Annotated in this window: 17 protein-coding genes and 1 pseudogene; 5 read left to right on the top strand and 13 right to left on the bottom strand. The window is 73.7% G+C overall.

The window, feature by feature from the left end:
- Window positions 1–57: 57 nt before the first annotated feature.
- Complete coding sequence (locus ACWD4A_RS14340) at window positions 58–2,022, bottom strand: outer membrane protein assembly factor BamB family protein (RefSeq protein WP_451193591.1); 1,965 nt, start codon at window positions 2,020–2,022, stop codon at window positions 58–60.
- 425 nt (window positions 2,023–2,447) lie between these two features.
- Between ACWD4A_RS14340 and ACWD4A_RS14345 the strand changes: the two are divergent.
- A pseudogene (locus tag ACWD4A_RS14345) lies at window positions 2,448–2,579 on the top strand (SCO5717 family growth-regulating ATPase); the annotation flags it as partial.
- Window positions 2,580–3,023: 444 nt separating this feature from the next.
- Entirely contained in the window at window positions 3,024–5,726 is a 2,703-nt protein-coding gene (locus ACWD4A_RS14350; protein WP_451193665.1) for an AAA family ATPase, read from the top strand.
- A 77-nt stretch (window positions 5,727–5,803) separates the two neighbouring features.
- Here ACWD4A_RS14350 and ACWD4A_RS14355 read toward each other — a convergent pair whose 3' ends face one another.
- The 9 genes from ACWD4A_RS14355 to rimP all read right to left on the bottom strand — a co-directional run bounded on the left by ACWD4A_RS14355 (window position 5,804) and on the right by rimP (window position 18,110).
- The gene (locus ACWD4A_RS14355; RefSeq protein ID WP_451193594.1) at window positions 5,804–6,769 is read right to left on the bottom strand and encodes a bifunctional riboflavin kinase/FAD synthetase; all 966 of its coding nucleotides are present in this window, start codon (window positions 6,767–6,769) and stop codon (window positions 5,804–5,806) included.
- Window positions 6,770–6,821: 52 nt separating this feature from the next.
- Entirely contained in the window at window positions 6,822–10,835 is a 4,014-nt protein-coding gene (locus ACWD4A_RS14360; protein WP_451193595.1) for a serine protease, read from the bottom strand.
- Between the two features lie 250 nt (window positions 10,836–11,085).
- Window positions 11,086–11,991, bottom strand: coding sequence for a tRNA pseudouridine(55) synthase TruB (gene truB / locus ACWD4A_RS14365; RefSeq protein WP_451193597.1), 906 nt, complete (start codon window positions 11,989–11,991; stop codon window positions 11,086–11,088).
- Window positions 11,988–12,434 (bottom strand): 30S ribosome-binding factor RbfA, encoded by a 447-nt coding sequence (rbfA, locus tag ACWD4A_RS14370; RefSeq protein WP_451193600.1) that lies wholly within the window; start codon window positions 12,432–12,434, stop codon window positions 11,988–11,990. Before rbfA ends, truB begins: the two co-directional genes overlap by 4 nt.
- A gap of 65 nt (window positions 12,435–12,499) precedes the next feature.
- Window positions 12,500–12,793, bottom strand: a complete 294-nt coding sequence (locus ACWD4A_RS14375; RefSeq protein WP_451193601.1) for a DUF503 domain-containing protein — start codon at window positions 12,791–12,793, stop codon at window positions 12,500–12,502.
- 141 nt (window positions 12,794–12,934) lie between these two features.
- On the bottom strand, window positions 12,935–15,988 hold the full coding sequence (gene infB, locus ACWD4A_RS14380; protein WP_451193603.1) for a translation initiation factor IF-2: 3,054 nt from the start codon (window positions 15,986–15,988) through the stop codon (window positions 12,935–12,937).
- 173 nt (window positions 15,989–16,161) lie between these two features.
- Window positions 16,162–16,440, bottom strand: coding sequence for a YlxR family protein (locus ACWD4A_RS14385; RefSeq protein WP_451193605.1), 279 nt, complete (start codon window positions 16,438–16,440; stop codon window positions 16,162–16,164).
- A 156-nt stretch (window positions 16,441–16,596) separates the two neighbouring features.
- A complete protein-coding gene (nusA, locus tag ACWD4A_RS14390; protein WP_451193607.1) occupies window positions 16,597–17,586 on the bottom strand; it encodes a transcription termination factor NusA in 990 nt (329 codons plus the stop codon).
- A gap of 2 nt (window positions 17,587–17,588) precedes the next feature.
- Window positions 17,589–18,110 (bottom strand): ribosome maturation factor RimP, encoded by a 522-nt coding sequence (gene rimP / locus ACWD4A_RS14395; RefSeq protein WP_451193610.1) that lies wholly within the window; start codon window positions 18,108–18,110, stop codon window positions 17,589–17,591.
- Between the two features lie 181 nt (window positions 18,111–18,291).
- Here rimP and ACWD4A_RS14400 point away from each other — a divergent pair, with 181 nt between their 5' ends.
- Genes ACWD4A_RS14400 through ACWD4A_RS14410 form a run of 3 tightly spaced genes read left to right on the top strand, consistent with a single transcriptional unit; the run spans window position 18,292 to window position 20,277 of the window.
- Window positions 18,292–18,828: a hypothetical protein gene (locus tag ACWD4A_RS14400; protein ID WP_451193612.1), complete on the top strand. Its 537-nt coding sequence runs from the start codon at window positions 18,292–18,294 to the stop codon at window positions 18,826–18,828.
- On the top strand, window positions 18,825–19,310 hold the full coding sequence (locus tag ACWD4A_RS14405; RefSeq protein ID WP_451193613.1) for a ferritin-like domain-containing protein: 486 nt from the start codon (window positions 18,825–18,827) through the stop codon (window positions 19,308–19,310). The genes ACWD4A_RS14400 and ACWD4A_RS14405 overlap by 4 nt, the downstream gene beginning before the upstream one ends.
- 37 nt (window positions 19,311–19,347) lie before the next feature.
- A complete protein-coding gene (locus ACWD4A_RS14410; protein ID WP_451193616.1) occupies window positions 19,348–20,277 on the top strand; it encodes an aminoglycoside phosphotransferase family protein in 930 nt (309 codons plus the stop codon).
- Window positions 20,278–20,361: 84 nt separating this feature from the next.
- On the opposite strand, the gene ACWD4A_RS14415 is transcribed toward ACWD4A_RS14410, so the two are convergent.
- The 3 genes from ACWD4A_RS14415 to ACWD4A_RS14425 form a co-directional block, all read right to left on the bottom strand.
- Entirely contained in the window at window positions 20,362–22,059 is a 1,698-nt protein-coding gene (locus ACWD4A_RS14415; protein ID WP_451193618.1) for a proline--tRNA ligase, read from the bottom strand.
- 82 nt (window positions 22,060–22,141) lie between these two features.
- Window positions 22,142–22,675 carry a GNAT family N-acetyltransferase gene (locus ACWD4A_RS14420; protein ID WP_451193619.1) on the bottom strand — a complete coding sequence of 178 codons (534 nt, stop codon included), beginning with the start codon at window positions 22,673–22,675 and terminating at the stop codon, window positions 22,142–22,144.
- A gap of 93 nt (window positions 22,676–22,768) precedes the next feature.
- A complete protein-coding gene (locus ACWD4A_RS14425) occupies window positions 22,769–23,614 on the bottom strand; it encodes a GNAT family N-acetyltransferase (protein ID WP_451193621.1) in 846 nt (281 codons plus the stop codon).
- Between the last annotated feature and the right edge of the window lie 38 nt (window positions 23,615–23,652).

Here is a 23,652-nt window from a genome sequence, read left to right on the forward strand (position 1 = left end):
CCGACCGGTGGTCGCCGTTGGACGAGCCGTTCCCGGCCCGTCCAACGGTCATGCCCGTCAGCCCTTGCCGAGGGCCAGCAGTATTTTGTTGCCGTCGCCCGACTTACCGGTCGACAGGCGTGTCGAGACGATGTAGAAGCGGTCGCTGTCGTACACGTACCGCGCGCCGAAGAAGTAGTTCTCGGCGGACTTCATCGAGTCGGGGATCTGGAGCAGGACCTTGGGGTCGCCGTCGGAGCCGACGCTGACGACCGCGCCCGCCTGGTCGTACGGCCCCTTCCGGTAGGCGATGACCTTGTCGCCGTCCGCCTTGAGCGGCATCAGCTCGCGCTTGTCGCTGTTCTTGGCGGCCCACTTGCGCTTGCCGGTGTCGAGGTCGAAGGCGTGGATCTCGTTGCCCGACCCGTAGTTGCCCTCGGTCGGCAGGTACAGGGTGTCGTCCGTGACGGCCACGCCCTGGCAGCCGCCGAGGTCGCGGTTCACGATCGACATCCCGCACGTGGGGGTGTACGACTGCGAGCCGAGGTCGATGACCGAGCGCTCCTTGCCGTCCTTGAGCGCGAAGACGCCGCCGCTCTTCCGGTCGTCCGAGGCGAGGGAGACCACGGCCGGTTCGGTGGAGTAGATCTTCTTCGTCATCAGGCCCTGGCGGCCGTCCCACGTCCAGACGGCCTTGCCCGTGGCCGGGTCGACCTTCTCGATGTGCGAGGTCTTGTCGTCGACGCACTGCCAGGAGCGCAGCAGGGCCTTGCCGCCCGCGTAGCCGTCGACGCCGCAGCCCGCCTTGATCTCGGGGGTGGCGATCGTCTCGCCGTCACTGACCCGGACCATGCCGGAGCCGCCGAACCAGGAGGCGCCCAGGGCGTTGCCGCTGATGGCCATGTCCAGGCCGATGAAGCTCTCGGCGAAGCCGCCGGACTTGGGGATGGGCTTGTCCCAGCCCTTCTTGCCCGACTTGAGGTCGAGCAAGGCGTAGTTGGCGCACTCGTCCTTCTTGTCGCCGTCGTACGCCACCACGACCTTGCCGTCGTCGGTGGTGTCCTTGGGCGCCGCGCAGACCCGCTTGGGCAGCTGGATGGTCCACTTCTCCTTGCCGTCGGCCGTGGAGTAGGCGATCACCTTGTCCTGCACGGTCTTGACGACGTAGTCGCCCATCGTCCAGAAACCGGGGACCGAGGCGCTGGCGGAGTCCACGTCGGGACCCTTCTGGTCGATGAGGACCTTCGCCTCGCCGTCCGCGCGGCGGTTGTTGGGGTTGTCGTCGTCACCTCCGTCGCGCGGTCCCGCGGTGCCGGCGCTGTCGCTCTTGCCGCCCTTGCCCGGAGTGGTGCTGCTGTGGGCACTGGGCTTGCCCGCGCCCTTGTCGTCACTGCCCGTCAGCGCCCATACGCCGCCGCCCGCCGCGACCAGGACCGCGACGGCCGCACCGATGATGACGGCCGTCCGCTTCTTGTCCGGGCCGCGGCCGGGACCACCGGCGGGCGGCATGCCGGGTGCGCCGGGCATGCCATGCGCGCCGAAGGGCTGGCCCGGGGGCGGCGGGTAGGCGCCGAACTGGCCGGGCTGCGGCTGGGGTTGCGGTTGCGCCTGCGGCTGGGCGTACGAGTGCGCCTGCGGCTGGGCGTACGGGTTCGGCTGCTGTTCGGCGTACGGGTTCGGCGGGTACGGCGTGGGCCCGGCCGGACCCGGCTGCGCGGGGGCGGGGGGTCCGCCCCAGGCGGGCGGCTGGGCCGGGGGCATCGGCGGCTGGGCCGGGGCGTCGGGCTGCGCGGGGGCCGTGGGGGGCTTGGTCAGGGAAGCGGGCTGTTCGGCGGGCGCGCCCGGAGTGGCCGCCGGGGGCTCGGCGGGCGTAGCCGGGGCGACCGCGGTCGGGGTCGCCGGAGCGGCCGCCGGGCTCTCGTTCGGAGCGACCGCCGGGGGCTCGCCCGGAGTCGTCGGGGGCTGCTGGGGCGCCTGCGGCATGTTCGCGGCCGGATCCTGCGGTGCGCCGAAGCCGCCTTCGGAGGGCTGGTTCGGGGGCATCGGTGGGGGTGGTGGCGGCTGGACCATCAGCGCAATACCTCTTGTGTGCGGGCCCGCCGCTCGTTCTGCCTCCCCCCGCGATCCGACGGAACATGACAATCCATCGGAAAGGAGCGAATCGGGCGCGGATCCCGCGCCGTCATGGCACTTGAGCGGGAAGTCTTTCTATCACCTGACCACGGCGGTACGCGGGGGCGGTCGCGGCGGGCGGGATTCCACAGGTGGCGGAGGGGGCGGCCGGTGGGCCGGGGGCAGCCCTGCCGTAGCGATGCGTATGACGATTAGTCTTGGTGGGTGTACGTACTGGAGAACCCCACGCCGGGCCTCTCCGTCGCACATGGGGGAACCCCGGGCGGTCGGACGACGGGAACGGTCGGGCCCGACAGGCAATTCAAGGGCATCGGACCACATCAGCAGGAGGCAATGTGAGCAGCGATCGGGACGGGCTCCGCGCGGGCGGGACCACAGCCGGCGAGGACCGGTCCGACGCGGGCCACGAGAACGAACCCGACCACACGGGGGAGTTCACGATCGACTACACGCCGCCTGCCTGGTACACGCAGAACGCGGTGTCGCCTGCGGCGGGCCCGGGTCATGCGGGTGCCGCCGACGCGGCGGGCCCCGGGGCCTTCGGCGCCCCGGGTGACGCGGGCCCGGTGGCCCCGCCGCCGCCTTCGGGTGAACCTTTGGCTTCCCCTGGTCTGCCGTCCGGTGCGGGGGCGGCTGCCGCCGCGGGTGCGGGATTTGAGGCGGTACGTCCGGGCGACTCGCCGCAGGACAAGGGCGTGGGACGGTTCCCGTCCGGTACGGGTACGGCGCCCGAGGCGCGACGGGGCGATGACCGACTCCCGCTCGGAACGGGTGCGACTGGCGCCGCGGAGGAGGATTTTGGGGCGGTACGTCCGGTTGGCGTGCCGCAAGGGGACGGCGCGCGGCCTCCGTTCGGTACCGATACGGCATCGGAGGCGGCACACACGCCTGACGCGCCGCAGGGCGACGGCATGCGGCCCCCGTTCGGCATGGCCGCGGCCGACGGCGCGGGCTCCGGGAACCCCGAGGGTCCACGGGTCGACGATGCCGAGCGGGCCCCGTACAGCAACGGCTCCGACACCGGCACCGGCACCGACGGCGTACGTCCGGCTGACGCGCCGCGAGCCGACGCCGGGCTCGCCCCGCTGAGCGCGGACCCCGGGCTCGCCGCCGTGCGTACCCCTGACGCGCCCCTCGCCGACGGCGACCCGAGCGGCAACGGGCAGGCGGCCGGCGCACCGTGGGATGACGCCGGCCGACTTCCGTTCGGCGAGGCGACGGCCGAGGCGGTAGCGACACCCGACGCGCCGCAAGGCGACAGCGTACGGTCGGCTTCGGCTGACGCGCCGGAGGCCGACGTCCATCGCGCCCCGCCGAGCGAGGACTTCAGGCTCGCCGCCGCGCATACCTCCGACGCGCCGCGGACCGACGCACCGTGGGACGGCATCGACCGGCTCCCGTTCGGTGCGGAGGCGGCTGACGCACCGCAAGGAAGCGGCACGGCCCCCGACAGTGCCGACGCGTCGCAGGCCGACGCGCCGTGGGGCGAAGCCGACCGGCTCCCGTTCGGCGCGAAGGCAACTGACGCCGCAGGCGCGGCCCCTGACAACGCCGACGCACCGTGGGGCGAAGCCGACCGGCTTCCGTTCGGTGCGGAGGCGGTCGACGTCCCGGACGCGGACGGCGCGCAGGCGCCGTCGGGCAGCGGTGACGTGCGCAGCGACAGGACCATGCGGTTCTCCCCCGCCGCCCCGCAGGACGAGAAGCCCGCCGCCGACCGGGGCACGATGCGGTTCTCCGCGGCCGCGCTCCAGGACGAGATCGCGAACCGTACGCAGGAGCCCACCGGCGACAGCGCACCGGCCGCCCCCGTCCCGCCCCAGGACGAACTCGCGCAGCGCGCGCACGAGTCCGCCGCTCCCCGGAGCGAGAACGCGCAGTGGGCTCCGCCGCCGTTGCCGCAGGGGGCGTTGCCGCCGTTGCCGCCGGACTTCCAGCCTGCCGCCGCGATGCCGCCGCAGGGCGGGTACGGGTATCCCGGTCCGCCGACCGGCACGCCGCAAGCCGGGTACGGCTACCCCGCCCCCCAGACTCCGGCCCCGACCCCGTACGCTCCCCCGTCGCCCTACGCTCCGGCAGCGCCCGTGACGCCCCCGGCGCCCGCGCCGCACCACGCGTACACACCGCCGGTGACACCGCCTCAGGCACCCGTGGCCCCAGTTGCACCCGTGGCCCCCGTGGCACCCGTCGTCCCGCAGCAGGACAACCGGCCGCAGCCGGAGGCACCCGTCTCCGGCGGCGCCCCGGAGCAGGGCGCGCCGTCCCCGTACGCCCCCATGCCGCAGGCTCAGGCGCAAGCCCCCGCCGTCCCGCAGCAGGACGGCCAGGGCGCCGGTGCCCTGCCGCCCCTCGCGGATGCGAACCCGCAGGGCGGGGTGCCCGTCGACCCGCGGGCCGGTGGGTGGCCGACCGTGACGCCCGAGCAGCGGCAGCGGTCCGTGCACGGGGCGCCGCTCGGTTTCACGGCGTCCATGGAGCTGTCCTCGGAGCGGCTGCTGCGGAGCAAGCCGAAGCCGAAGAAGCAACTCGGCAACGGCCGGTTCAAGTTCGGCGGCAAGAAGGAGGAGGCGGAGCGGCAACGCAGGCTGGAGCTGATCCGCACGCCCGTGCTGTCGTGCTACCGGATCGCCGTCATCAGCCTCAAGGGCGGCGTCGGCAAGACGACCACGACGACGGCGCTCGGGGCGACGCTGGCCAGCGAGCGGCAGGACAAGATCCTGGCGATCGACGCCAACCCCGACGCCGGTACGCTCGGGCGCCGCGTGCGCCGCGAGACGGGCGCGACGATCCGTGACCTCGTGCAGGCGATCCCGGGCCTGCACAGCTATATGGACATCCGCCGCTACACCTCGCAGGCCCCGTCCGGGCTGGAGATCATCGCCAACGACGTGGACCCGGCGGTCTCCACGACCTTCAACGACGAGGACTACCGGCGGGCGATAGACCTGCTGGGCAAGCAGTACCCGATCATCCTCACCGACTCGGGCACCGGACTGCTCTACAGCGCGATGCGCGGGGTCCTCGACCTCGCCGACCAGTTGATCATCGTCTCCACGCCGTCCGTCGACGGCGCGAGCAGCGCGAGCACCACGCTCGACTGGCTGCACGCGCACGGCTACGCCGACCTCGTCTCGCGCAGCGTCACCGTGATCTCGGGCGTTCGCGAGACCGGCAAGATGATCAAGGTGGAGGACATCGTCTCCCACTTCGAGACGCGCTGCCGCGGTGTGGTGGTCGTCCCGTTCGACGAGCACCTGGCGACGGGTGCCGAGGTCGACCTGGAGATGATGCGGCCCAAGACGCGGGAGGCGTACTTCAACCTGTCCGCCCTGGTGGCCGAGGACTTCACGCGGGCCCAGCAGCAGCGGGGGCTGTGGACCGGGGAGAACCCGCCCGCGCACCAGGCGCCGCCGGTGCCGGGCGGGTACGTTCCCGGGCAGCCGGCGCCCGGTCCGTACCAGCCGCAGCCGCAGCCGCAGCCGCAGCCGTACGACCCGTACACGGGTGGACAGCCGCAGCCGCAGGCCTATCCGCAGCAGCCCTATCCGTACGGTCAGCCCCAGCCCGGCGGCGGTTACGGCTACCCCCAGCAGTACCCGCCGCAGCAGACCTGAGCGGACGACAGGGAAGGGCCCTGGGCGACAGCGCCCGGGGCCCTTCCCGATTCCTTCAGCGGTTCACGCCCTGAGGTTCACGCCCCGACGTGGGCCGCCTCGTGCGCCGCCACCAGGTCGCGGGCCCGCTTCACATCGCCCGCCATGCAGTGCAGCAGCGCCTCGATGGACTCGAACTTCTCCATGCCGCGCAGATAGGCGAGGAAGTCCACGGCCACGTGCAGGCCGTACAGATCGAGGTCGGTGCGGTCGATGGCGTACGCCTCGACGGTCCGCTCGGTCGCGTCGAACTGCACGTTCGTACCGACCGAGATGGCCGCGGGCATCGCCTCGTCGCCGACGGTCAGCCAGCCCGCGTAGACCCCGTCGGCCGGGATCGCGGTGTGCGGCAGGGTCTCGACGTTCGCGGTGGGGTAGCCCAGTTCGCGGCCACGCTGCGCGCCGCGGACGACGACGCCCTCGACGCGGTGCGGGCGGCCGAGGATCTCCATCGCGCCCGCCATGTCGCCCTCGGCGACCAGGCGCCGGGTCAGGGTGGAGGAGAACGGCAGCCCGCCGCCCGCCTCGCCCGTCACATAGAGGTCGATGACCTCGACGTCGTAGTCGTAGGTGACACCGAGCTCCTTGAGGAGGTCGACATTGCCCGCGGCCCGGTGCCCGAAGCGGAAGTTGGGGCCCTCCACGACCAGCTTGGCGCGCAACTTGTCGACCAGGACCTTCACCACGAAGTCCGCGGGCGCCAGCTTGGAGAACTCCGCCGTGAACGGCAGGACCAGCACCGCGTCCACGCCGAGCTCCGCCATCAGCTCCGCGCGCCGGTGGTGCGGGGCCAGCAGCGGCGGGTGACTGCCCGGCCGCACGACCTCGCTCGGATGCGGGTCGAAGGTCACCACCACCGCGGGCACACCGAGCGCGCGCGCCCGCTCCACCGCACGCCCGATGATCAATTGGTGCCCGCGGTGCACCCCGTCGTACGAGCCGATGGTGACGACGCTGCGCCCCCAGTCCTGGGGGATGTCCTCCAAGCCACGCCAGCGCTGCACTGTGCCCGCTCCTCGCCCGAACCCGAACTGTTGTCTGTCGATATACGCAGGACTAAGAGTGCCATGCCGGTTCTCGACGGTCCGCATCGGCCGGTCCACCGACGGTCAGATCGGCCTCGTCCACCCCTGCCGTGAGCTTGATCCGGGCCCGCGGGCCCACCACCACGGCCCACTGTGCGGGCGCGGACCGCAGCCAGCGGCGCACCTGCCCGCCGAACACCGGGATCTCCCGGGCCAGCTGCACCAGCCGCCGGTCGAAGCAGGCCGCCCCTTCCGCGGAGCGCGCCATCAGCAGCCCGGTGCGGTGCACCAGATCGCGGGTGCGGGCCTCGGTGCGCTCGCCCGCGCCCGCGGCCACGGCGCGCAACAGGGCGTCGAGGACGGTGATGTCGCGCTCGTACGGCCCGTACTGCTCGCGCTCCAGCAGCACTTCCAGCAACTCCTGGCGCAGGGGCCGCGACAGGGAGGTGCCGGGGGCGGCCAGGACGGGCGCGAGGGCGCGGCGGACCTGGGCGGAGCGGCTGCTCAGCAGTTGCACGACGAGCGGGAACAGGACCGACCGGGCGGCGGGGCCGTCCTCCAGCCGCCGGTCGACGAAGGCCGCGGCGTGCCCGGCGCCCTCGGGGCGGTGCTCGATGTGCTCCTGGACGAGGGCGGCGGCCCGGCGGGCGAGCGTGGGCCTGCTGACCCCGGCGAGGGCGCGCAGCACCTGCCCGGGGCCGTCGCCCGGTTCGTACAGCCGGGCCCGGAAGATGGCGAACACGGGCTCGGGGTGGGTGGTGAGGGCGGCCGCGAGGGCCTCGGCGGGCAGGTGCGGATCCCCGGCGGCGAAGCGGACGACGGCCTGCGGGAGGTATTTGGCGCGGGTCTCCGGGTCGCGGACGAGCAGGGCGAGCGCGGTGCCGTGCAGGGCGCCCTCGGCGGGGCGGGCGAGCAGGGCGAGCGCGGAGTAGCGCAGCAGTTCGCGGTCGGCGCCGATGGTGACGTGCGGCGCGGTCTTGAGGGCGTACGAGGCCGCGGCCACATGGCGTTCGAGGCGGTCGTCGTGTGCCCAGCGGTCCACGGCGCGGCAGAGCGCGGAGGGCTCGTCCTCGGCGAGGGCGGTGAGGAGTTCGTCGGCGCGGGGGTGCCCGGCGTCCACGAGGGCCTCGGCGAGGTCGTCGACGGCGCGGTGGCGGTGGGTGTGGAGGAGGACCTGAGCGGCGGTGGAGACGGTCAGCCGGGCGCTGCCGGGGTAGGGCGCGGCCTGCAAGGGGCGCTCGTCGGTGAACCAGCGGCAGATGAGGGGCTGGGCGGCGCACGGGTCCTCGGCGAGGACGGTGGCCACGGCGGGCAGGAAGCGGTCGGCCGGGGGCGCCTGCGCGCCCGAGTGCGGCTGGATGTGCGCCTGTGCGGGCGCCTGGGTGGCGCCCGGCGGCGGGCCGTCGGCGGGCAGCAGCAGGCGCAGCAGGTCGAGCCGGTCGGCGAGGCCGAGGGGCAGCCGGAGCCAGAACCAGGGGCCGAACTCGGCGAGGCCGCCCAGGGCCCGGCCGGCGTCGGCGTCGAAGCCGCCGAGCTCGACGGCGCGGTCGGTGATCCGCTCGGCGAGCAGCCGCAGCGTGCCCAGGTAGGGGGCGGCGTCGGGGACGCGGAGCAGCGTCTCGCCGAGCAGGTGCGCGGCCCACCAGGCGGGGTCGGGCAGGGTGGGCACCCGGCCGTCGGCGACGGCCGCGGGCTGTCCGAGGGCGGCGCGCCCGGCCGGGGAGAGGGCCTCCACCGCGTGCACCAGGGTGCTGAGGCGGTCGGCGAGCGCCGTGGGGCCGGAGCGGCGGGCGAGGAGCAGCAGGGACTGGAGCACGGGGCCGATGCGGTGCCGGGGCACGGGCAGGGGCCTGGGCTTGTCCCGTTCCGCCGTGCCGCCGCGCCGGGTGCGGCGGCGGCCGGCTCCCCGCGGTGGCCGCCGGGAGCCGGGGGGCGGCGGCACATGGCCCTCGGGGGCCGGTCCCGCGCCGGGCCGGGACGGGAGCCGCTCGTCGGCCTCCACGGCCGGGCCCTCGGGCTCGTACCAGCGGTGGACCAGGGCGTGGAGCGCGGCGTCGAGGTCCAGGTGGGCGCCCTGCAGCCAGTCGGCGAACTCCTCGTGCGCGAAGCGGTAGCCGCTGCCCGCCGGTACGAGGAGGCCCTCCGTGAGGACGGCGGAGGCCCAGCCGTTGCGCCAGGGGAACAGCTCCTCGAATGCCTCGCGCTCGAGCTCGCCCTGGCCGGGCCCGAGGCAGCGGCGGGCCGCCTCGTGCACCTGACCCGCCACCCGCGCCGCGAGCCGCCGCACCGTGGTGCCGCGCAGCGGTGGTCTCCGGTCGGCGGACAGGCGCACGGCGATCCGCAGACAGGTCAGGTCGAGGTAGCCGGAGAAGATGTCCCAGCGGTCGGGCGGCCGGGCCCCCTCGTCCGGTCCGGTCTCACCGGGCCGTGCCGCGCGGTCCGGGAGGGCGGCGCGGACCTCGGCGAGCAGCCGGAGGGCGAGCGGGTGGGCGGCGTCCGCCGGGTGGATCGCGTACTCGGGCACGCCGTAGACGGCGCGGGCCTCCGCGGCCTGGCGGGGGGCGAGGTCGGCGAGGCGGACGCAGGGCGGCAGGCCCCGGGGGGCGGGCGAGGCCTCCGACACATGGAGCGTGGCGGACGGGAAGAGGGCGCCCGCCGTCTCCCAGTGCTCCGGCCTGCAGGCGACGACGAGCCGGGCCGACGTCTCCTCCAGCCACTCCGCGGTCGCGGCCGTCCAGGCGGGCAGCCCGTGGGCGAGGACCGGGGGGATCTCCTCGGGGCCGTCGAGGACGACGAGCAGCGGACGGCCCACGCGGTGTGCCAGGGCGGCGACGGCCTCCGGGGTGGCGTCGGCCGGATCGCCGACCGTGCCCGCCGCGCCCGCCGAGGCGGTGACGATCCGCCCGGCGGACTCCAGGGCGCGGGCGACGGCGTCCCGCACGCTCTCGTCGCCGTCGCGCAGGTCGGCGCCCCGGAGCCAGATCGTCGGCGCGGGCTCCGAGCCGCGCGCGCGGCGGGAGGCGAGCGCGCCGAGCTCGGTGGTGCGGCCGGTGCCGGGGCCGCCCACGAGCCCGAGGACGAGGGGCGGGCAGGGCGGCGGATCGCCCAGGTCCGGATCCGTCTCCGGGTCCGCGGCGCCCTCCGTGCCGTCGGGGTCCGGCGCCGCCAGGCCGTCGGGCGGCTCCCCGGGGGCGTAGGGCGCCCGGCCGCAGCGCTCGCCCGTGGGCCCGGCCCAGCCGTCCGTGTCGGGGGCGGCCCGCGCGCTGTCGGCCGGGCGGCGGGGGTCCTCCAGGAAGCGCTCGAATTCCCTGGCGATCTCGGGCCGCGGCACGGGGTCGCGCCAGGCCCGGGAGGTGGCGACCGTGCCCAGCGAGGTCGCGGTGAGCTGGAGCGCGCCCGCGAGGTTGAGGTCGGGGCCGAACGCGGGGATGGTGGCCGAATTGCGCTCCAGGAGGGCGGCCAGGGGACCGTTCGGGGAGACGCCGGCGGCCGCCCGGAGCGGGATCGCGAAGCCGCCGGTCCGGCGCTCCGCATGCAGCGCGGTACCGAGGACGGCGGTCACGGTTCCCGTGCGGGCGTCGAGGACGGGCCCGCCCGTGGCCTCCTCGCCGAGCCGCAGGCCGTCGCGCTCCCCGAGGGACAGCTCGACCGCCGCGTCGAGCAGGTGGAAGCGGTCGGTGGCGGTGTAGGTGACGAGGGCCTCGCCGATGATCTGCGCGGTCTGCCAGCGACCGGCCCGCAGCCGCACCTCCGCGCCGTCCTCGAGCCACTCGGCCGCGGCGACGGGCAGCGGCTGCACCCCGAGGCCCTCGGTCCGCACGAGCGCGAGATCGGAGCCGGGCAGCGGCGTCACGGCGTCGGCGCCGACCAGACAGGTGCGGTCGCCGGGCGCCAGCAGCACGAGGCGGGCGAGCCCGTCGACCGCCTCGTGACTGGTGATCATCGTGCCGCGGTCGTCCGCGAGGAACCCCGTGCCGCGCGGCCGCCCGGCGAGGTCTCTGATGCGCACCAGGTACTCGTCCGCATCGGTCCGCCGACCGTTCATCCGTCGAACCTCCCCGCCGTGCACTTACGTCGACGGTAGGGAGCGGATGATCGGCGGGACAGACAGCACCAGGAACGCGCCCCCTTCCACCCCCTCGGTTCACTCCGAGCGCCTGCCCAATGGGGTGAATCCTCGGCGTGGGGTGGATATGACAGCCGAGGGAGGGGAATCGTGGGGCGGGGGGCGTGTCATACGCGCCCCGCCCCACGTTGTGCGTGCGTCCGGGCTCCGCTCCGGGAGCCCGCCGGCCTCAGCCGAAGACGGCCAGGCTCTTCGCCCGCCCGCCCTGGTTCTCCACCAGGACGAGGAAGCGGCCGTCCGGCCCGAAGACCGCGACCGGGCCGGTGGTGTCGAACAGCGGCATCCGCAGCCGTACGCCGTTGGCGAGCAGGCGGGCCTGCTCCTCGTTGACGTCCCAGCGCTGGAAGGCCGCCTCGGCCGCCTCCGCGACCGGCATGATGGTCAGCTCCTCCTGGAGCTGGTCCAGCGTGCGGGCCTCGCCCAGGCCGTACGGGCCGACCCGGGTGCGCCGCAGCGCCGTCAGATGGCCGCCTACGCCCGTGTCCGCGCCCAGGTCGCGGGCGAGGGCACGGACATAGGTGCCGGACGAGCACACCACGGAGACCAGCAGGTCCTGCACCGGGGTGCCGTCCGCCGCCTCCGCCGGGTGCACGGCGTGCACGGCGAACGAGGAGACCGTCACCGGCCGGGCCGGGATCTCGAAGTCCTCGCCCTCGCGCGCCCGCTTGTACGACCGCTTGCCGTCGATCTTGATCGCGCTGACCTTCGACGGGACCTGCATGATGGCGCCCGTCAGCTTGGCGACGCCCGCGTCGATCGCCTCACGGGTGACCCCCGAGGCGTCGGCGGAGGACGTGATCTCGCCCTCCGCGTCGTCCGTCACGGTGTCCTGCCCGAGGCGGATCGTCGCGACGTACTCCTTCTCGGTCAGCGCGAGGTGGCCGAGCAGCTTGGTCGCCCGCTCGATGCCGAGGACGAGCACACCGGTCGCCATCGGGTCGAGCGTCCCCGCATGGCCGACGCGCCGCGTCCGCGCGATGCCGCGCATCTTGGCGACCACGTCGTGCGAGGTGAAACCGGCCGGCTTGTCGACGACGATCAGGCCGTCCGGCGGAGCTGGTGCCTTCTGCTTCATTCGGACGCTGCGCCCTCGTCCTCGCCCGGCTTGCGGTACGGGTCGGCTTCACCGGCGTAGGTGGCGCCCGAGGAGGCCTCGCGGACCTGCTCGTCGGAGGCACGGGCCCGGTCGAGGAGGTCCTCGATGGTCCGGGCGTTCTCCGGGAGGGCGTCGGCCACGAACGTCAGGGTGGGCGTGAACTTGATGCCCGCCGCGCGCCCGACCTCGGAGCGCAGGATGCCCTTGGCGCTCTCCAGCCCGGCCGCCGCGCTCGCGCGCTCCTCGTCGCCGCCGTAGACCGTGTAGAAGACCGTGGCCTCCCGGAGGTCGCCGGTGACCCGGGTGTCCGTGATGGTCACGTGGGTGCCGAGCCGCGGGTCCTTGATGCCACGCTGCAGTTTCTGGGCGATGACCTCGCGGATGAGGTCCGCCAGCCTCTTCGCCCGCGCGTTGTCGGCCACTGGTCCTTCTCCTTCTTCTTGTCCATTGTGCTTGTGGCGCGCCGCCGACGCGATCGCCGTCGCGTTCAGTCGTCGTCGCCGTGGAACCGCCGCCGTACCGAGAGCAGCTCCACCTCGGGACGTGCGGCGACCCAGCGCTCGCAGCGGTCCAGTAGGTCGGTGAGGTGCCCCGCGTCCCCGGAGACCGCCGCCAGGCCGATCTCGGCCCGCCGGTAGAGGTCCTGATCGCCGACCTCCGCCACGCTCACCGCGTACTTGCGGTGCAGCTCGGCGACGATCGGACGGACGACGGAGCGCTTCTCCTTCAGCGACCGTACGTCGCCGAGGAGAAGGTCGAAGGACAGCGTCCCTACATACATGCATGACGGGTGAGGCCCACCCGGGAGGCGTGAGGTGTATCCCGCACCTGGTGTACGGGCTACTGGAACCGTACATGCAACGGCCGGGGCCGATCGACGGAAATTTCTTCCCGCCGACCGGCCCCGGTTCGAGCTGTGCGATCAGCCTCGCGGCTTCTCGCGCATCTCGTACGTCGCGATGACGTCGTCGATCTTGATGTCGTTGAAGTTTCCGAGGTTGATACCGCCCTCGAAGCCTTCGCGGATCTCGGTGACGTCGTCCTTGAAACGACGCAGGCCGACGATGTTGAGCTCCTCCGCGATGACCTTGCCGTCGCGGATGAGGCGCGCCTTGGTGTTGCGCTTGACCTCGCCGGAACGGATGAGGACACCCGCGATGTTGCCCAGCTTGGACGAGCGGAAGATCTCGCGGATCTCCGCCGTACCGAGCTCGACCTCTTCGTACTCCGGCTTCAGCATGCCCTTGAGGGCCGCCTCGATCTCCTCGATCGCCTGGTAGATGACCGAGTAGTAGCGGACGTCGACGCCCTCGCGCTCGGCCATCTGCGTGGCACGGCCCTCGGCGCGGACGTTGAAGCCGATGACGATGGCGTCGGAGCCGGTCGCCAGGTTGATGTCGGACTCGGTGACCGCACCCACACCGCGGTGCAGGATCCGGATCTCGACCTCTTCGCCGACGTCGAGCTGGAGCAGCGAGGACTCGAGAGCCTCCACCGAACCGGACGCGTCGCCCTTGATGATGATGTTGAGGTCCTGCACCAGACCGGCCTTGAGCACCTTGTCGAGGTCCTCGAGGGACACCCGGCGGGTGCGCTTGGCGAAGGCGGCGTTGCGCTCGCGCGCAGCGCGCTTCTCGGCGATCTGGCGTGCCGTGCGGTCCTCGTCGACGACGAGGAAGTTGTCGCCGGCGCCCGGGACGTTGGTCAGACCCAGGACGAGGACGGGGGTCGACGGACCCGCTTCCTCGACGTTCTGGCCCTTGTCGTCGAGCATCGCGCGGACACGGCCGTAGGCGTCACCGGCGACCATCGTGTCACCGACGCGGAGGGTACCGCGCTGGACGAGCACGGTGGCGACGGCGCCGCGACCGCGGTCGAGGTGGGCCTCGATCGCAATACCCTGCGCGTCCTGCTCCGCGTTGGCGCGCAGGTCGAGCGAGGCGTCCGCGGTGAGGACCACGGCCTCCAGCAGGCTGTCGATGTGCAGGCCCTGCTTGGCGGAGATGTCGACGAACATGGTGTCGCCGCCGTACTCCTCGGCCACCAGACCGAACTCGGTGAGCTGACCGCGCACCTTGACCGGGTCGGCACCCTCGACGTCGATCTTGTTGACCGCGACCACGATCGGCACGTCGGCCGCCTTGGCGTGGTTCAGCGCCTCGATCGTCTGCGGCATGACACCGTCGTTGGCCGCCACCACGAGGATCGCGATGTCGGTCGACTTCGCACCACGGGCACGCATGGCGGTGAACGCCTCGTGACCCGGGGTGTCGATGAAGGTGATCGCGCGCTCTTCACCGTTGACCTCGGTGGAGACCTGGTACGCACCGATGTGCTGCGTGATGCCACCGGCCTCGCCCGCGACGACGTTCGTCTTGCGGATCGCGTCCAGCAGTCGGGTCTTACCGTGGTCGACGTGACCCATGACGGTCACGACCGGCGGACGCGCGACGAGCATCTCCTCGCCGCCCTCGTCCTCACCGAACTCGATGGAGAACGACTCGAGCAGCTCGCGGTCCTCCTCCTCGGGGCTGACGATCTGAACCTGGTAGTTCATCTCGTCGCCGAGGAGCGTCAGCGTCTCGTCGGACACCGACTGGGTCGCGGTGACCATCTCGCCGAGGTTCATCATCACGGCGACGAGCGACGCCGGGTTGGCGCCGATCTTCTCCGCGAAGTCGGTGAGGGAGGCACCACGGGAGAGACGGATCGTCTCGCCGCCGCCGCGCGGCAGCATCACGCCGCCGACGGACGGGGCCTGCATGGCCTCGTACTCCTGGCGCCGCTGCCGCTTCGACTTGCGGCCACGACGGGCCGGACCGCCGGGACGGCCGAAGGCACCCTGCGTGCCACCACGGGCACCCGGGCCACCGGGACGGCCACCGAAACCGGGACGACCGCCGCCGAAGCCACCGCCGCCACCGGGGCCACCGCCACCGGGACGACCGGCGAAACCGCCGCCGCCACCCGGACGACCGCCGCCACCGGGACCGGCCGGACGGCCGGCGAAGCCGCCGCCACCCGGACGACCGGCACCGCCACCGGGACGGCCTGCGCCGGCACCGGGGCCGCGACCGCCGCCACCGGGGCCCGGACGCGGGCCGGCAGCGGGACGCTGCGGCATCATGCCGGGGTTCGGACGGTTGCCCGCCGGGGCACCGCCGGGACGCGGAGCGCCACCCGGAGCCTGCGGACGGGGCATGCCGCCCGGAGTCGGACGGGCACCCTGACCCTGCGGACGCGGAGCGCCGCCGGGGCCGCCCTGCGGACGCGGGGCACCCTGGCCGGGACGCTCGCCGCCGGGACGCGGGGCGCCACCGGGACGGGGGGCCTGCGGACGGGCCATGCCGGTGGAACCACCGGACGTGAAGGGGTTGTTGCCCGGACGGGGACCGGCCGGACGTGCGCCACCGGGGCGCGGGGCCTGACCCTGGCCGCCGGGGCGCGGGGCGCGCTCGGGACGGCCGCCGTCACGCTGGCCGCCGGCCGGAGCCGGACGGGCCGGACGCGGGCCGGGGGTGGCACCGGGACGCGGGCCGGAGGGGGCCTGCTGAGCCGGGGCCGGAGCCGGGGCGGAGAACTCCGCGGCCGGGACCGGGGTGACCGGGGCGGGCTTGGCCGGAGCCGCCGGAGCGGGCTTCGGGCCGGGGCGCGGACCGGGGGTCGGCGCGGCGCCCGCGGGCTTGGGGGCGGGGGTCTCTGCCGCCGGCTTGGGGGCCGGTGCGGCGGGACGGGGGCCCGGAGTGGGGGCACCCGGCTTCGCGGGCGCAGCCTTGCGCGGCGCCGCGGGCTTCGCACCGGGCTTGGCGTTGCCGCCGGGGCCCTGCAGTGCGTCAGTCAACTTGCGGACAACCGGCGCCTCGATCGTCGAGGACGCCGAACGGACGAATTCACCAAGTTCTTGGAGCTTGGCCATGACGACCTTGCTCTCCACTCCGAACTCCTTGGCGAGTTCGTATACCCGGACCTTAGCCACTTCGCTCCTTCTAGGTCCGGGGTGTCCACCGGACCGTCGCTACTTCATGGGCGTACTCATCGCGTACTCATCGAGTGCTCATCGCAATCTCGACCTACTTCCAACTCGCGAGGTACCTGACTGCACGGTCGCCCGTGCCTGGGACATCCCCGCGAAAGCGCGGGGTCGAACTCTTACCGCTCGATCCGTTCGATGTATTGGCGCAAGGCCGCCGTGTCGAGCGCACCCTGGGCCCTGAAGGCCCGGGGGAACGCCCTACGGCGGACCGCCAGGTCGAAACAGACCAGTGTGGGGTGCACGGAAGCACCCCGGCCGGGCAGCGTACCGCGAGGGTCGGGGGCGCAGGCGCCCTCGATCATCACGATCCGCAGCAGATCGCCCTTGGCCGCTCGCTCCCGGCATCCCACACAGGTTCGCTCAGGGCATGCGCGGGCATGCGTCCGGCCAGACACTGGTTAAGTCTACCTCCCCGCGCCGACCTCACCCCTGGGGGGCGGAGATCGGGCACGTATTCGTTTCGGCCACCCTGTGCGGCCTGTCGCGGAGCCCGCCCGGAGCGGGCCCCGCAGACCCGGCGGACCGGCGCGGTGCGCGCGCCGGTCCCGCGATCAGCCCTGGTCGGACTGCTCGGTGTCCGGGCGGATGTCGATGCGCCAGCCGGTGAGGCGGGCTGCGAGGCGGGCGTTCTGGCCCTCCTTGCCGATGGCCAGGGACAGCTGGTAGTCCGGCACCGTCACCCGGGCGGAGCGCGCGCCGAGGTCCACGACCTCGACCTTGCTCACCCGTGCGGGGGACAGCGCGTGCGCCACCAGCTCCGCCGGGTCGTCCGACCAGTCGACGATGTCGATCTTCTCGCCGTGCAGCTCGGCCATGACCGCGCGGACGCGGCCGCCCATCGGGCCGATGCAGGCGCCCTTGGCGTTCAGCCCGGAGCGCGTCGAACGCACCGCGATCTTGGTGCGGTGACCGGCCTCGCGGGCGATGGCCGCGATCTCCACCGAACCGTCGGCGATCTCCGGCACCTCCATGGCGAAGAGCTTCTTCACCAGGTTGGGGTGGGTGCGCGAGAGGGTCACGGACGGGCCGCGGACGCCCTTCGCCACCCGGACGACGTACGTCCGCAGGCGGGTGCCGTGCTTGTACTCCTCGCCGGGGACCTGCTCCTGCACCGGCAGGATGGCCTCCAGCTTGCCGATGTCGACCAGGACGTTCTTCGGGTCCTTGCCCTGCTGGACGATGCCCGCGACGACGTCGCCCTCGCGGCCCGCGAACTCACCGAAAGTGATCTCGTCCTCGGCGTCGCGCAGACGCTGGAGGATGACCTGCTTGGCGGTGGTCGCGGCGATCCGGCCGAAACCGGACGGGGTGTCGTCGAACTCGCGGGGCTCCTCGCCCTCCTCCAGGTCCTGCGGGTCCTCCTTGGCCCAGACCGTCACATGGCCGGAGGACCGGTCCAGCTCGACGCGGGCCCGGCGGCGGCTTCCCTCGGTGCGGTGATAGGCGATGAGGAGGGCCGACTCGATCGCCTCGACCAGCAGGTCGAAGGAGATCTCCTTCTCTCGCACCAGACCCCGCAGGGCACTCATGTCGATGTCCACGGCTACGCCTCCTCTTGAATGTCGTCGGTTTCTTCGGCCTTGTCCGCGGCCTTGCGGTTGAACTCGATCTCCACGCGCGCCTTGGCGATCTCGCCGAACGCGAGCCGTCGGGCGGTGGGCTTGCGGCCCTTCACGCCCGGGACCTCCAGGTCCAGCCCCTCGTCGTCCACCGCGACGATCCGGGCGACGAGCTCGCCGCCCTCGGTCAGCTGCGCCTTCATCAGGCGGCCGGTGGCCCGCACATAGTGGCGGTGCTCGGTCAGGGGACGGTCGGCGCCGGGCGAGGTGACCTCCAGGACGTACGGAGCGCCACCCATGGCGTCCGTCTCGTCGAGCTTCTCGGAGACCGCGCGGCTGACGTCGGCACACTCGTCCAGCTCGACGCCCGCGTCGGAGTCCACCACGATGCGCAGCACGCGGCGCTTGCCGGCGGTGGTCACCTCGACCTCTTCCAGATCCAGCTCCCGCGCGCTGACGAGAGGGGCCAGCAGCTCGCGCAGCCGCTCGCTCTGGGTGGTGCTCATCCGGGTGACTCCTCGGCCGCGTGTGCTGTTGTGGGAAAGTCGCGTGTCAGGTCAAAGCCTATCTGTTCCGGCAGCCGACTGACGATTCGGTCCCTGCTCCCCGGCCTCGTGCCCGCGCGCCGGTACGCTCACGTGCGGTGATCATGACGGTACCTGGCGGAAATACGGAAAGTAGGGGCTCGTGGCGCGCACGACGACGACGCGGGACGCTGCCGGCCCGCGCAGACGCGGGGTACTGACGGGCGGTGCGGCCCTGCTGGGCGGTGCCGCCGCGGCGCTGCTGACCGGGTGCTCCACCGGCGCCGGGGGATCCGACGAGCGGACGTCCACCGCGAACCGGCTGCGCACCGACGCGGGGCGGGACTCGGTGACACTGCTGGGGCGCTACGACGCGACGATCGCCGCGCACGGCGGACTCGCGGAGCGGCTCGGGCCGCTACGGGCCGAAGTCGCCCGGCACGCCGAGGCGTTCGGCGCGGACGGGGCATCACCCTCTGCTTCCTCTTCCGTTTCCCCTTCCGCTTCTGCTTCTGCCTCCGCACCGGGCGTGCCCGGGGACGAGAAGGAGGCCCTGGCCGCCCTCGCCGAGGCGGAGCGCCGCGTCATGGACAGCCGGACGACCGCCCTCGTCGGCGCGCCGCCCGAGCTCGCCCGGCTCCTCGCGTCCGTCGCCGCGGCGGGCGCGGGCCACGTCTTCCTGCTCGGAGGCAGCTCATGACGCAGTCACCCACCGCGACGGCGCGGACCCGGACCCTGGACGCGGCGCAGGCGGCCCTCGCCGCCGAGCACGCCGCCGTGTACGGGTACGGAGTGGTCGGGGCGCACGTCGACGAGGCGCACGCCGCGCAGGCGCGGGAGGCGTACGACGCGCACCGGGGGCGGCGCGACGCGATGAGCCGCGCCGTCCGGGACCTGGGCGGTACGCCGGAGGCGGCGGCCGCGGCGTACGCCCTGCCGTTCCCGGTGTCCGACGCGCCGGCGGCGGTGCGGCTGGGGGCGGAGCTGGAGGACCGGGTCGCGGGCGTCTACGCCGATCTCGTACGGGCCGCCACGGGCGCCCTCCGCCGGGACGCGGCCGCAGCGCTGCGGGAGGCGGCGGTGCGGGCGGTGCGCTGGCGGAGCGGCAGCGTAGCCTTCCCAGGGCTCGCCGAGCGGGCCGCTCCCAGTGGGTCCGCCGGCTCTCCCAGCAGTCCGGCGTAACCTCCTGACCAGCAAGAACGAAAAGGACAGCGCAGGGATGAGCAACGCGAACAACCGCCTCGAACCGCCGGAGCGGCTGGTGCGGACCCTGAGCTCCGAGCCCGCGGACGGGGTGGCACGCCAGTGGCTGGCGGCGCTGCCGGCCACCGCTCAGGAGTACCTGCGCCGCTGGGAGTTGACACTCGAACGGGTACAGGCACCGGGCGGGCGGACCAGCATGGTCCTCCTCGTCCGGCAGTCCGACGGCACGCCCGCCGCCCTCAAACTCTGTCCGCCCGACGGCACGGCCGCGCTGGAGCACGCGGCGCTGGAGAAGTGGGACGGCCGGTGCGCGGTCCGGGTGCTCCGGGTGGACCCGGAGGGCGGGGCGCTGCTCCTGGAACGGCTGCGCGGCGACATCAGCCTGCGTTCGCTGCCGGAGCCGAAGGCCCAGCTGGAGGCGGCGGCGGTGCTCCAGCGGCTGTGGGTGCCAGCCGGCGACACCCACCCGTTCACGAGCGTGACCGCCCGCACGGCGGCCCTCGCGGAGACCCTGCGCGGCCACCGGGAACAGCCGTGGGCGGCGGACGCGCGGGCCGTCCTGGACGAGGCGCTGGAACTGCGGGACGGCCTGGCGGCCGACGTGGAAGCGGAGTCCGTGCTGCTGCACGGGGAGTTCCACCAGGGCACCGTGCTGGCCGGTGACCGTTCGCCGTGGCTGGCCGTGGGTCCACGGCCGCTGGTCGGCGAGCGGGCGTACGACTTGGCGTGGCTGGTGCGGGACCGGGCCGACACGTTGCTGGCCGCGCCGGGGGCCGGGGCCGCTGCGCGGCGGCGGGTGTCGAAGCTTTCGGATTCTCTCGATGTCGGGCCGGAGCGGGTGCGGGGGTGGACGGTGTTCCGCGCTGTTACGGAAGGCGCCGCGGCGGTGGCCGCCGGGCATCAGGCGCGGGGTGAACTCCTGCTGGAATTCGCCGGGTTGCTGTAGGGCATCTCTTCCCCTCCCCGGTCCTCAAACGCCGGACGGGCTGGATTTCACGGACCGTGGCCTTGAATCTGCGGGTCCCGACCGTCAGACCATCGCCCGCACGCGCGTCAGCGCCTCCGGCACCGGCAGTTCCGTCCGCTCCCCCGTGCGGCGGTCCTTGAGTTCGACGATGCCGGCCGCGGCGCCCCGGCCGACCACCAGGATCGTCGGCACGCCGATCAGCTCGGCGTCGGTGAACTTCACGCCCGGGGAGACCCCGGCCCGGTCGTCGACGAGGACGCGCACACCGGAGGCGCCCAGCTTGTCGGCGAGTTCCAGGGCGAGTTCGGTCTGGAGGGCCTTGCCCGCGGCGACGATGTGGACGTCCGCGGGGGCGACCTCGCGGGGCCAGCAGAGGCCCGCCTCGTCGTGGGTCTGTTCGGCGAGCGCGGCCACCGCGCGGGAGACGCCGATGCCGTACGAGCCCATGGTGACCCGGACCGGCTTGCCCTGCGGGCCGAGGACGTCGAGGCCGAACACGTCGGCGTACTTCCGGCCGAGCTGGAAGATGTGGCCGATCTCGATCGCCCGGCCGATCTCCAGTCCGGCCCCGCACCGGGGGCAGGGGTCGCCGGGCTCGACCACGACGACGTCGAGGTACTGGTCGACCTCGAAGTCCCGGCCGCACACCACGTTCCGGGCGTGGGTGTCCGCCTTGTTGGCACCGGTGATCCACGCCGTGCCGGGTGCCACGCGGGGGTCGGCGATGTAGCGCACGGCCAGGCCCTGCGGGCCGACGTAGCCCCGTACGAGCTCGGGCCGGCCGGTGAAGTCGTCCGCGGTCACCAACTCCACGACGGCGGGCGCCAGATGCTCGCCCAGCTTGCCGAGGTCGACCTCGCGGTCGCCGGGCACGCCGACGGCCGTGATCTCGCCGTCGACCTTGACGAGGAGGTTCTTGAGGGTCGCGGAGGCGGGGACGCCGAGGCGGGCGGCGAGCGTCTCGATGGTGGGGGTGGCGGGGGTGTCGAGCTCCTCCAGGGGCCCGTGCGCCGTGCCGTCGGCGGGCGGCACGGAGACGGTCACGGCCTCGGTGTTGGCGGCGTAGTCGCAGGCGGGGCAGTCGGCGAAGGTGTCCTCGCCCGCGGCCGCGGGGGCCAGGAACTCCTCGGACGCGGAGCCGCCCATCGCGCCGGAGACGGCGGAGACAATGCGATAGTCGAGGCCGAGCCGCTCGAAGATCCGCACATACGCCGCGCGGTGCAGCCGGTAGGACTCGGCGAGGCCCTCGTCGGTGGTGTCGAAGGAGTAGGAGTCCTTCATCTGGAACTCGCGCCCGCGCAGCACCCCGGAGCGGGGCCGCGCCTCGTCCCGGTACTTGGTCTGGATCTGATACAGCGTCACGGGCAGGTCCTTGTAGGACGCGCACTGGTCCTTCACCGTGAGCGTGAAGATCTCCTCGTGGGTGGGCCCGAGCAGGTACTCCGCGCCCTTGCGGTCCTTCAGGCGGAAGAGGAGGTCGCCGTACTCCTCCCAGCGGCCGCTCGCCTCGTAGGGCTCCTTGGGCAGCAGCGCGGGCAGCAGCACCTCCTGGGCGCCGATGGCGTCCATCTCCTCCCGCACGACGCGGGAGACGTTGTCGAGCACCTTCTTGCCGAGCGGCAGCCAGGTCCATACGCCCGCGGTCGAGCGGCGGACGTAGCCGGCGCGGACCAGCAGCCTGTGGCTGGCGGTCTCCGCGTCGGCCGGGTCGTCGCGCAGCGTCTTCAGCATCGCCGTGGACATGCGCTGGACGTGGGCCATCGTGGTCTCCTGCGGGTTCGGTGCGAGGTGACAGGAGGTTAGCGGCGGGAACCGACGGCGGGGAAACGGGTTTTCGCGGTGGTCAGCGCAGCAGCGGCAGGGGCGCGCCCATGACCGCGTAGGGGCTCGCCGCGCTGGGGAAGAGCACCTGGCGGGCGAGGTCGCGGTAGCCGAGGCTCCGGTAGAGGGCGCGGGCCGGGCTCTCGACGTCGATGGCCGAGAGGATGCTGCGCGGTTCGGCCGCGGTCGCGGTGATGGCGGTGATGAGGGCCCGGCCGATGCCCCGCTTCTGATGGTCGGGGTGGACGTGCAGCTCGGTGATGACGAAGGAGTCGTCGAGCCAGGCCTCGGTGCCGGTGGCGCGCAGATACGGTTCGACGACGCCGGACCACCACTGGGTGCGGTCGTTCGGCATGCCGTAGACGAAGCCGGCGAGCCGTCCGTCCCCCGTCGTCGCCCCGAAGGCCCGTGCGCCGGGACAGCCGAGGTGGCGGAGCACGATGTGGCGCCGTACGCCCACCTCTTCCGGGGTGAGCCCGAAGGCCACTGCCTGCACGGCCAGCGCCTCGTCCACGCGCGCCGCGAGGTCGAGCGGCCCGACCACGATGTCATCCATGCGGGGAGGCTACCTGGGCGGCGGGTCTTCCCGCCGCGTACGGAGGGCGGGATCGGGCCGGATCACCGTACGGGCGCGGCCTCGGGGGAACGGCTAGAAGAGCACGCTCATGAACGCGCCGACTTCCCGGAAGCCCACGCGGCGGTAGGCGGCGCGGGCGGCCGTGTTGTAGTCGTTGACGTAGAGGCTGACGACCGGGGCGACGTCGTGCAGCGCGTAGCGCAGGACCGCCGCCATGCCGGTCTCGGACAGGCCCCGGCCGCGGTGTTCGGGGGCGACCCAGACGCCCTGGATCTGGCAGGCGCGGGTGGTGGCGGCGCCGATCTCCGCCTTGAAGACGACCCGGCCGTTCTCGATCCGGGCGAAGGCGCGCCCCGATCCGACGAGTTCGGCGACGCGCGCCTGGTAGAGCAGTCCGCCGTCGCCCGCGAGCGGGGAGATGCCGACCTCCTCGGTGAACATGGCCACGCACGCGGGCATGATCACGTCCATCTCGTCCTTGCGGATGCGGCGGACGAGGGGGTCGGGCGGGATGTCCGCGGGCATGCCGCGGGTCTCCATCAGCGGCTGGTGGGGGCGGACCTCGCGGGCGGGCCCCCAGTGGGGTTCCAGGAGGGACCACAGCTCGGCGGTGGGCTCGGCGGGGCCGACGAGGGAGGAGCAGCGGCGGCCTGCGCGGCGGGCGCGCTCGGCGAACGCCCGTACGGCCTCGGGGCCCGCGCAGACGGGGACGAGGTTGGCCCCGGCGTAGCAGAGGGATTCGAGGCGGCCGCCCGCGTACCAGCCCCACATCTCGCCGCCGAGCCGCCAGGGGTCGAGTCCGGCGACCTGGACACGGGCGGCGACGAAGGCGTTGGCGACGGGATCGCGGTCGAGGACGGCGAGGGCGGCGTCGATGTCGCCGGGCCCCAGGACCTTGGTGGTGGTCGTCGTCAACACGTGTCGGTATGCCTCACCGTCGCGGGCCGGAGGCCATG

This window comes from Streptomyces sp. NPDC002537 (assembly GCF_053594975.1).